The 9,750-nt window shown below is 64.9% G+C and carries 8 protein-coding genes; 2 read left to right on the forward strand and 6 right to left on the reverse strand.

Going from position 1 to position 9,750, the window contains the following annotated elements:
* Positions 1-152 precede the first annotated feature (152 nt).
* On the reverse strand, positions 153-3,098 hold the full coding sequence (locus DBR12_RS01455; protein ID WP_108615630.1) for an aconitate hydratase: 2,946 nt from the start codon (positions 3,096-3,098) through the stop codon (positions 153-155).
* 198 nt (positions 3,099-3,296) lie between these two features.
* Entirely contained in the window at positions 3,297-3,707 is a 411-nt protein-coding gene (locus DBR12_RS01460; protein WP_108615631.1) for a hypothetical protein, read from the reverse strand.
* Between the two features lie 123 nt (positions 3,708-3,830).
* On the opposite strand from DBR12_RS01460, the gene DBR12_RS01465 reads away from it, so the two are divergent.
* A complete protein-coding gene (locus tag DBR12_RS01465; RefSeq protein WP_108615632.1) occupies positions 3,831-4,706 on the forward strand; it encodes a helix-turn-helix domain-containing protein in 876 nt (291 codons plus the stop codon).
* A 158-nt stretch (positions 4,707-4,864) separates the two neighbouring features.
* Here the strand turns inward: DBR12_RS01465 and DBR12_RS01470 are convergent, their stop codons facing one another.
* Positions 4,865-5,167 carry an H-NS histone family protein gene (locus tag DBR12_RS01470; RefSeq protein WP_108615633.1) on the reverse strand — a complete coding sequence of 101 codons (303 nt, stop codon included), beginning with the start codon at positions 5,165-5,167 and terminating at the stop codon, positions 4,865-4,867.
* Positions 5,168-5,519: 352 nt separating this feature from the next.
* On the opposite strand from DBR12_RS01470, the gene DBR12_RS01475 reads away from it, so the two are divergent.
* The gene (locus DBR12_RS01475; RefSeq protein ID WP_108615634.1) at positions 5,520-6,365 is read left to right on the forward strand and encodes a symmetrical bis(5'-nucleosyl)-tetraphosphatase; all 846 of its coding nucleotides are present in this window, start codon (positions 5,520-5,522) and stop codon (positions 6,363-6,365) included.
* Positions 6,366-6,464: 99 nt separating this feature from the next.
* Here the strand turns inward: DBR12_RS01475 and DBR12_RS01480 are convergent, their stop codons facing one another.
* The 3 genes from DBR12_RS01480 to DBR12_RS01490 all read right to left on the reverse strand — a co-directional run.
* Positions 6,465-7,988, reverse strand: a complete 1,524-nt coding sequence (locus tag DBR12_RS01480; RefSeq protein ID WP_108615635.1) for a DEAD/DEAH box helicase — start codon at positions 7,986-7,988, stop codon at positions 6,465-6,467.
* A 404-nt stretch (positions 7,989-8,392) separates the two neighbouring features.
* Positions 8,393-8,950, reverse strand: a complete 558-nt coding sequence (locus DBR12_RS22460; protein WP_233244242.1) for a Crp/Fnr family transcriptional regulator — start codon at positions 8,948-8,950, stop codon at positions 8,393-8,395.
* Between the two features lie 38 nt (positions 8,951-8,988).
* The coding region (locus DBR12_RS01490) for a neutral zinc metallopeptidase (protein ID WP_108615636.1) at positions 8,989-9,750 on the reverse strand (762 nt) is incomplete at its 5' end.

Below are 9,750 nucleotides of genomic sequence, written 5' to 3' on the forward strand. Positions count from 1 at the left end.
AAAAGACGGGACAGAAACGGGGGGGCTATTCCGGAAGTACGGTACAAGTGTATCGAGGCGTAAGGAAATAACCAGACTGCCGCCACCGGCCGTGCACTTCTGGCGCACCCCAAGAAAAACGGGGCCGAAGCCCCGTTATTGCGATGCTTGTGTCAATCGGCCAGCAGCTGGCGCAGCACAAAGGGCAAGATACCCCCGGCGCGGTAGTAGTCCACCTCGATGGGGGTGTCAATGCGCAGAGTAACCACCACCTCGTGCAGTGCGCCGTCGGCACGATGAATGACCAGCCTGGCATCACTTTGGGGGGTGAGTGCGACATCGGGCAGCACGTCGATGACTTCGCTGCCCGTGAGGCCCAGGGTCTCCCACGACTGCCCCGCCTTGAACTGCAGCGGCAGCACACCCATGCCCACCAGGTTGGAGCGGTGGATGCGCTCAAAGCTACGCGCCACCACGGCCTTGATGCCCAAAAGCTGCGTGCCCTTGGCCGCCCAGTCGCGGCTGGAGCCGGTGCCGTATTCCTCGCCCGCAAAGATCACCGTGGGCGTGCCCTGGGCCATGTACTGCATGGCGGCGTCGAAGATGAACATCTTCTCGCCCTGCAGCGCGCCTTCGTTTTGGAACAGCGTGACACCGCCCTCCTCGCGCGATCCATCGTCCGTGGGAGGGATCATGAGGTTCTTGATACGCACATTGGCAAAGGTGCCGCGCACCATCACGTCGTGGTTGCCCCGGCGCGCGCCGTAGCTGTTGAAGTCCGCCTTTTGCACGCCGTGCTGCAGCAGCCATTGGCCTGCGGGCGAACTCTCTTTGATGGAGCCTGCGGGCGAAATGTGGTCGGTGGTGATGGAGTCGCCGAACAGCGCCATGATGCGGGCGCCCAGCACCGAGGGAAGTTTGGCGTTATTTTGGCCCTCTGCGCGCGTCCCATCTATCTTCTCCGCTCCATTTTCGAGAGCAAAATGAGCAAAGAATGGCGGCTCGGCGATGTAGGTGCTGGCAGGCCAAGTGTAAGCGTTGCCGCTCACGCCCTTGATCTTCTCCCACAGCTTGCCGGGGTCGGTGGCCACCTTGGCGTAGTTCTCGCGGAATGCCTTGCCGTTCATCGCGAACTTCCGCAGGGCGTGGACTTCATCGCTGGTCGGCCAGATGTCGCCCAGGTAGACGTCTTTGCCGCCCTTGCCCTGGCCCACTGGCTCGGTCATCAGGTCTTTGAGCACTGTGCCTGCAATCGCATAGGCCACCACCAACGGCGGGCTGGCCAAAAAGTTGGCCTTGAGGTTGGGGTGGATGCGCGCCTCGAAATTGCGGTTGCCCGACAGCACGGCCGCACAAATCAAATCGTTGCGGGTGATGACCTCATTCAGCTCGGGCGTGAGGTCGCCTGCGTTGCCGATGCAGGTGGTGCAACCGTAACCGGCCACCGAGAAGCCCAGCTTTTCCAGATACGGCAGCAGGCCGGTTTCGGTGAGGTATTCGGTCACGATGCGCGAGCCAGGCGCCAGCGATGTCTTGATGTGCGGCTGCACCTTGAGCCCCGCCTCCACCGCCTTCTTGGCCAGGAGGCCCGCCGCCAGCAGCACGCTGGGGTTGCTGGTGTTGGTGCAGCTGGTGATGGCGGCAATCAGCACATCGCCATTGCCCACCGTGGGGTCTGCGCCCTTGGAGGGCAGCGTGGCGATGGATGCCTGGGCATGCGCCGTGGCCAGTGCGGGCTTGTTGGCCTCCATCTCCACCACCGAGCGCGGGGCGCCCGCCGGGGTCGGCTTGCCGTCGGGCGTGGCCTCTTCGGCCACAGCGTCGCCATGGCGGTGGATGTGGTGGCGCGTGTGCAGCAGCTCGGCCGGGCGGTTGAAGCCGTTCTGCGCGTTGGGCTTGCTGAACAGATCGGCAAACTGGCTGCTGACCTTGCCCAGCTCGATGCGGTCTTGCGGGCGCTTGGGGCCGGCCAGGCTGGGGGTGACGCTGCCCAGGTCGAGCTTCACGACCTGCGAGTAGTCCACCTCACCCGCCAGCGGCACGCCAAACAGCCCCTGCGCCTTGAAGTAGGCCTCAAACGCTTCGATCTCGCCCTTTGTGCGGCCCGTGCCTTTGAAGTAGTCAATCGTCTTTTCATCGACCGGGAAGAAACCCATGGTCGCGCCGTACTCTGGCGCCATGTTGCCGATGGTGGCGCGGTCGGGCAGTGCCAGGGTGCGCGTGCCTTCGCCAAAGAACTCGACAAACTTGCCCACCACCTTGTGCTGGCGCAGCAGCTCGGTCACCGTGAGCACCAGGTCGGTGGCCGTCACACCCTCGCGCAGCTGGCCCGTCATCTCAAAGCCCACCACGTCGGGTGTGAGGAAGTACACGGGCTGGCCCAGCATGGCGGCTTCGGCCTCGATGCCGCCCACGCCCCAGCCCACCACGCCAATGCCGTTGATCATGGTGGTGTGGCTGTCGGTGCCCACCAGGGTGTCGGGGTAGTAGACGCCATCTTTGCGCTTGTGCACGCCACGCGCCAGGTATTCGAGGTTGACCTGGTGCACGATGCCAAAACCTGGGGGCACCACGCCAAAGGTGTCAAAGGCCTGCATGCCCCATTTCATGAACTCGTAGCGCTCGCGGTTGCGCTGGAATTCGAGCTTCATGTTCAGGTCGAGAGAGTTCTTCTTGCCGTAGTGGTCGATCATGATGGAGTGATCCACCACCAAGTCCACCGGCACCAGCGGCTCAATCTTCTTGGGGTTCTTGCCCAGTTTCACGGCCACGCTGCGCATAGCGGCCAGGTCCGCCAGAAGCGGCACGCCCGTGAAGTCCTGCAGCACCACGCGCGAGACGACGAAGGGGATCTCGTCCTTGCGCTCGGCATTCGGTGCCCAGCGGGCCAACTGCTCCACATGCTCAGGCGTCACCTTGCGGCCGTCACAGTTGCGCAGCACCGATTCGAGCACGATGCGGATCGACACGGGAAGGCGCCGGATCTCTGGATACCGCTTGGCTAGCGCGGGCAGCGAGTAGAACTGGCCCTCCTTGCCAGACGCTGTCTTGAAGCGCTGGAGGGTGTTGGCAAACGCGTGGCGGGTGGGCTGGGGCGACGACTTGCGCGAGACGGCCATGGCGGACTCCTGTGAAAGGCAACGCAACCTATTCTGGCAGTCCTGCATGGCGGTGCAATCGTGGGGCCTTGCCGCCCCGGGGTGTGGCGGTTGCCCACCGCCATGGGGCGAGGGGCATCTATCAAACAAAAATGGCCGTCTGCGCCTGATAGCAAAGCAAAGTTAGCTATACATTTTATAGCACAAAGAGGCGCACAATCATGCCGCTGCCCACACACGCAGGCGGCGCACGCCCCACCACTGCAGCTCGGCCAGCAGCGCCACCGACACCACATGCACCAGCAGATACGCCTGACCCAGCAGCGTGGGCGTGAGTGTGGAGCCCAGCAACAGGGCCAGGCTGGCCAGCGCCCAGGCCAGGTTGCCCACGATCAGCACCCACAGCCAACCCCGGGGCATGGGCTCGGACCGGGCAATCGCAACGGCCAGGGCGGCATAACCCAGCAGCATCACGCCCGTGACCTGCAGCAGCCCTGCAGGCAGTCCCAGCCATTCGGCCAGCGGCGTCGTGAGCAGCAGGTGCAACGCGCCCAGCGCAACCCCCGTGGAGGCATCAAACCAGACCACGGCACGCAGGAATCGGGAAGAGGACATCAGCTTGGCGAACATGAAAGGCTCCTTGGTGGTTGAAAGAAGGGAGGAAAGAGGGCTCCATCGTTCCCACCCCGGCGCATGTAGTCGATGACCTGGCAGGTAATCGCCCGTGCGCGGTTTGCACCTAGGATGCGGCACATGACCGCCACCAACTCCGCACCGCACCGCCCCCCGCGCCATCCGCTGCCGCACCGCGTGGCGCCAGCGGGGCCCGCCTCGTTCGGCGACCACTTGCGCACCTGGCGCCAGCAGCGCCACCTGAGCCAGCTCGAGCTGGCCAACGAGGCGGATATCTCCACACGCCACGTGAGCTTCATGGAAACTGGCCGCACGAACCCCAGCCGCGACATGGTGCTGCGCCTGTGCGAGCGCCTGGCCATCCCGCTGCGCGAGCGCAATGCCTTGCTGGTGGCCGCAGGCTACGCCCCCATGTACCGCGAGCGGACGCTGGACGACCCGGCGCTGGCAGCCGCCCGCAAGGCAGTGGAGCTGGTGCTCAAGGGCCACGAGCCCTGCCCCGCCATCGCACTCGACCGCTGCTGGAACGTGGTGGCCACCAACCGCGCCGCGCTGGCTTTGTTGTCTGCCCATGTCAGCCCCGAGCTGCTGGCCCCGCCCATCAACGTATTCCGCCTCAGCCTGCACCCCAAGGGCCTCGCGCCCCGCATTGCCAACCTGGCGCAATGGCGGGCACATTTGTTTGAACGCCTGCGCCAGCAAATCCAGGCCACCGCCGACCCCACCCTGATCGCCTTGCAGGCAGAGTTGCAGGAATACCCAGCCCTTGAAGAATCGCCGCCGCTGGTTTTGGCGGGCGAAATGCTGGGCGTGGTCATGCCCTTTTGTTTCGACAGTCTGCACGGCATGCTGTCGCTTATCAGCACCACCACGATATTCGGAACACCAGTGGATGTCACCTTGCAGGAGTTGGCCGTGGAGTCGTTCTTTCCCGCCGATGATTTCACAGCCAACGCGCTACGCGAACTGGCGCAACTGCCAAATACTGGCGGCTGAAGCCAGCAATCCCACAGATTCAGATCTGCAGATACAGACAGGCCCGCAGCATGCAAACCTTGGGGCCTACGGCTGGCACACCGTGCCTAAAACCTTTGCTCGCCAAATAAAAAAAGCCCGCGTCAGCGGGCTTTTTTGGTGGCAGAGGTTGTACACCCTCAAATGGCGAACTTCTCGCGGTTTTCGTTTTGAATCCACTTGGGCGCCTTGCCACGGCCGGTCCAAGTCTGGCCAGTTGCGGGGTCACGGTACTTGGGCGCCACCTTGGAGCCCGCCGTAGAGCTACGGCCGGTTTTGCCTGCGGCCTTGCCGACAGGGAATACATCCTGGGCGGTCAAACCATATTCGGCGACCAGTGCGCGAACCTGTGACACAGCATCCGACAACTCGCGGCGCCGTGCTTCGCTGATTTGCTGCTCAAGGGCTTCCCGCTGCTTCAAAAGTTCTTTGTAGCTGGTCATGGTGTCTGAATAAGAAGTGTGAGGTTGGTGACGACGCGATTATAGGAATAATCCCCTGCCACGGAAGCATGGCATGCAAATTTTCTCCGGGAAAACCACAAATAACCGGGGCCTATATTCATCCAGCGCGAATACCCAGGCCTCGCATTGGGGGGGTGTTTGCCTTTTTCAAGCCCCCGGGACAGGTACTGCGGCACCTTTTCATGAATATCCCCCGCACCAAACTGGGGCCCCGCACCGACGATGGAAACAAGGGACGCGCGCCGACTTGTAGGCCCTCTGCTGCGCCCCTGGTGTAATCCCCCACCGTCTCGGCAGAAAATCTCCCCTTCATCCAACCCACAACTACACCATGGCCATTTATTGCATCGGTGATATCCAGGGCTGCGACAGCGCCCTGGGCCGCCTGCTGGACACCATCGGCTTTTCTGCCAGCCGCGACACTGTTTACCTGCTGGGCGACCTGGTCAACCGCGGCCCGGATTCGGCCGCCGTGCTGCGCCGCTGCATGCGCCATGGCGGCGCCATCCGCTGCCTGCTGGGCAACCACGACCTGCACCTGCTGGCCGCCGCGCAGGGTGTGCGCAAGCCTTCACGGCGCGACACGCTGGCCACCGTGCTGGACGCCCCCGACCGCGAAGCCCTGCTCGACTGGGTGCGCCAGCAGCCCCTGGCCCGCACGCACGAGCACGCCGGGCAGACGTTGCTGATGGTGCACGCCGGTGTGTTGCCCACCTGGTCGGCAGCCGACACGCTTGCCTATGCCGATGAGGTGCACGCCGTGTTGCGCAGTCCCGCGCTGTCCGCCTTTTTGCAGGCCATGTATGGCAACATCCCCGACCGCTGGAGCGACCGGCTCACCGGCACGGACCGACTGCGCGTGATCGTGAACGCCCTCACCCGCCTGCGCTTTTGCTCGGCCGACGGGGTGATGGATTTTGAAAGCACCGAAAGTGCCAGTGCAGCACCGCCCGGACTCATGCCCTGGTTTGATGCGCCAGGCCGCCAGACTGCGGGCACCGTGGTGGCGTTCGGGCACTGGTCCACGCTGGGCTGGCTAGACCGCCGCGATCTGATCGGGCTGGACACCGGTTGTGTGTGGGGCGGCTGCCTGAGCGCCGTGCGCTTTGGCGCGACGTTGGCCGACCGCGAACTGATTCAGGTGCATTGCGAACAGGCGCAACAGCCCGGGGGATAAGTCCGGGCGGCGCCCAGCGGCAGCATTAAGCTATATTGTTAATAGCTTGCAGCGCTTATCCAGCGCGCGGTGGAGCCCATATTGACTCCCAAAAACCGATCAGGACTGCGCAGTCGTCTCTGGCTGGGCTGAGGCCTTGAACAACGCGGCCACCTTGCGCTTGGGCTTGATGTTGGCCGAGATGCTGCTGCGCGGCGCAGCCTTGGTGGCAGCCTCCCAGGCGGGGGCGGCGTCGGAGGCCGCACTGGCTTCGTAGGGTTTTTCGAAGAACGGGTCGCGCGAGATCGCCGCAGGACGGAAGCCCCGGTGCTGATCGCGCGGATCACGGGACTCCCGGGATTCACGGCCACTGCGGTGGTCACGATCGCGATCGCGCTCACGGCGGGGTGCCGATGCGCCAACGGCATCCCGGCCATCGCCCGTCTCGCCCGCCTCGCGCCAAGCGCGGCGGCCATCGTTGATGCGGCCCCGGGGCTGGTCTTCGTCGTACTCGACGGCTTCCAGCTCGATCTTTTTCTTGATGAGCTTCTCGATGTCGGCCACTAGGCGCGCATCGCTGCCGGACACGAGCGTGACAGCCAGGCCGGACGCACCCGCGCGGCCCGTGCGGCCAATGCGGTGCACATAGTCTTCGGCGTTGAAGGGCACATCGAAGTTGAACACGGCGGGCACATCCTTGATGTCCAGGCCCCGCGCGGCCACGTCGGTGCACACCAGCAGGTCCACTTCGCCCTTCTTGAATGCTTCGAGGGCCTTCAGGCGCTCGTCCTGGCTCTTGTCGCCGTGCAGGGCGGCCGTCTTGAGCCCTTCGCGCTCCAGGCTGCGTGCCAGACGGGCGCAGCCGAGCTTGCTGTTCACAAAAATGAATGCCTGCTTGATGCCGCGCGTCTTGAGCACCTGGTGGATGGCGCGGCGCTTGTCGTCGTCGCCCGCGCTGTAGAAGCGCTGCTCCACCGTGGAGGCCGTTTCGTTCGGACGGGCCACTTCGATGGTGATGGGGTTTTGCAGGTAGCTGCTGGCCAGGCGCTTGATCTCGGGCGAGAAGGTGGCGCTGAACAGGAGCGTGGTGCGCTGCTTGGGCAGATAGCTCAGGATGCGCTGCAGGTCGGGCAGGAAGCCGATGTCCAGCATGCGGTCGGCCTCGTCGAGCACCACGTATTCGACCTGGTTGAGCACCGCGTTCTTGGCCTCGATGTGGTCCAGCAGACGGCCCGGCGTGGCCACCAGCACCTCGACGCCTTTTTTCAGCTCGATGGTCTGAGGCTTCATGTCCATGCCGCCAAACACCACGGTGCTGCGCAGCTTGGTGTGCTTGGCGTAAAGCGCGATCTGCTGGGCCACCTGGTCGGCCAGCTCGCGCGTGGGCAGCAGCACCAGGGCGCGCACCGGGTGGCGGGCAGGCGAGGTGGAGCTGTTTTCGTGCTTGAGCAGGCGCTGCAGCAGGGGCAGCGAGAAGGCGGCGGTCTTGCCGGTGCCGGTCTGGGCGGCACCCATCACGTCCTGGCCGGTGAGCACGACCGGAATGGCCTGCTGCTGAATGGGCGTCATGGACTCGTAGCCCATTTCGGCCACGGCACGTGCCAGCGGCTCGGCCAGCGATAGATTGGAGAAAGAACTAGTCATTAAAAGCGTGTTTGTAGGCGACGCTGAATTTATGTCTGAGCAATGTGGCACGCCCTTGGGAGGGGGCTGGCTGCAAGGCGCAAACCGCAGCCGGGCTGGTGGCCCGGCGAGGAGTGCAACGCCGCAGAGAGGGCCCCAGCGGGCAATGTGCCGTGCGCCGGGGACTGTTGGGGCGTTGCGCTAGAACCTGCTCACGATCTCCCACGGCCCCGGGGGCCGCGCGAGGTCATGAACAGGCTCGCAGCCCTGTATTGTCGCACCGGTGGCCCAAAAAGCGATTTTTTGCGGTACGCAGCGGCCTGCGGCACCGGCCCACGGACGGTACGGAGCACATACTTACTACTCTTTTGATAGCAAAAAAAGCTTATCCATTGCGCGCAGAGGCCGATTTTTTCCCGCAAAAATCATTCCAGTACGGCCCGCAGCTGGCGCATGCTCACCGCCAGCCGCCTCGCCCCGACCTGCGCGAGGTTATTCATCACCATGAGCGCGGCCTCAGGGTATTGCCGGGCCCAGGCATCAAAGTGCGCGCGCGACAGCCGCACCAGGTGCGCGGTCCCGCGTTCGGCCCCGGCGCAGGCGCTGCGGGCCGCGCCGTTGAGAAAAGCCATCTCGCCAAAGGCCATGCCCGGCCCCACTGTGGCCAGACGCAGGCCCTTGTCGGGCGGCCACAGGGTCACCAGGGTGATGTGGCCCGACTTGACCACCAGCAGGTCATGGTCGGTGTCGCCCGCACGGGGCGCCAGCAGTGTGAGCAGCAGGCCCGGCAGCGCAGCCGACCACACAGCCAGCGCCGCCAAGGAATAGTCGCCCGCAAGAGGCGCAAGCGCCAGCAGCCCCAGGCCCACGGCATGGGGCACGGTGACCGCCGCCGCAGACCACGCCGCCGCCGCGCCCGAGGGCTGCGTTGCAGGGTCAGGCGCCCGGTGAGTGGGCACCGCCAAGGGCACTGCGCAAGACATGGACCATGGCCTTCAAAACCCGTGCGGGCCGCACCGTCCTACAGGCTACGGGCAGCGAAGGTGTCGCAGGCCTTCACGCTGCCATTCTGCAGCCCGTTGTGGAACCAGCGCTGGCGCTGGGCGCTGGTGCCGTGGGTAAAGCTCTCGGGCACCACGGCGCCGCCCTGGGCGCGCTGCAGCGCGTCGTCGCCAATCTTGGCCGCCGCGTTCATGGCTTCTTCCACATCGCCCTGCTCCAGGATCTTTCGCGCGTTCTGCGCATGGTGGGCCCACACGCCCGCAAAGCAGTCGGCCTGCAGCTCCAGGCGCACCGACAGTGCGTTGTATTCGGCCTTGCTCACGCGGCCGCGCATCTGGTCCACCTTGCCGCTGATGCCCAGTTGGTTCTGCACATGGTGGCCCACCTCGTGGGCAATCACATAGGCCTGGGCAAAGTCGCCCGGAGCGCCCAGGCGGTTTTTGAGGGTTTCATAAAAGCCCAGGTCGATGTAGACCTTCTGGTCGGCGGGGCAGTAGAAAGGGCCCATAGCTGCCTGGCCGGTGCCGCAGGCCGTGGGCGTGGAGCCCCGGAACAGCACCAGGCGCGGCTCCTGGTAGCGGCCGCCCCCTTGGCTGAACACCTGGCCCCAGACGTCCTCGGTGTCGGCCAGCACGGTGGACACAAACCGGGCCATGGTGTCGTCTGCGGGCGGGCGCTGCACAGGCCCCGGCTGCTGCTGCACGTGGGCAGGTGGCCCGCCACCGCTGAGCAAACCCAGAATCGTCAACGGGTTGATGCCCAGCACCCAGCCTCCCAACAG

The organism is Acidovorax sp. HMWF029, from assembly GCF_003060895.1.
Taxonomy (GTDB): Bacteria; Pseudomonadota; Gammaproteobacteria; order Burkholderiales; family Burkholderiaceae_C; genus Acidovorax.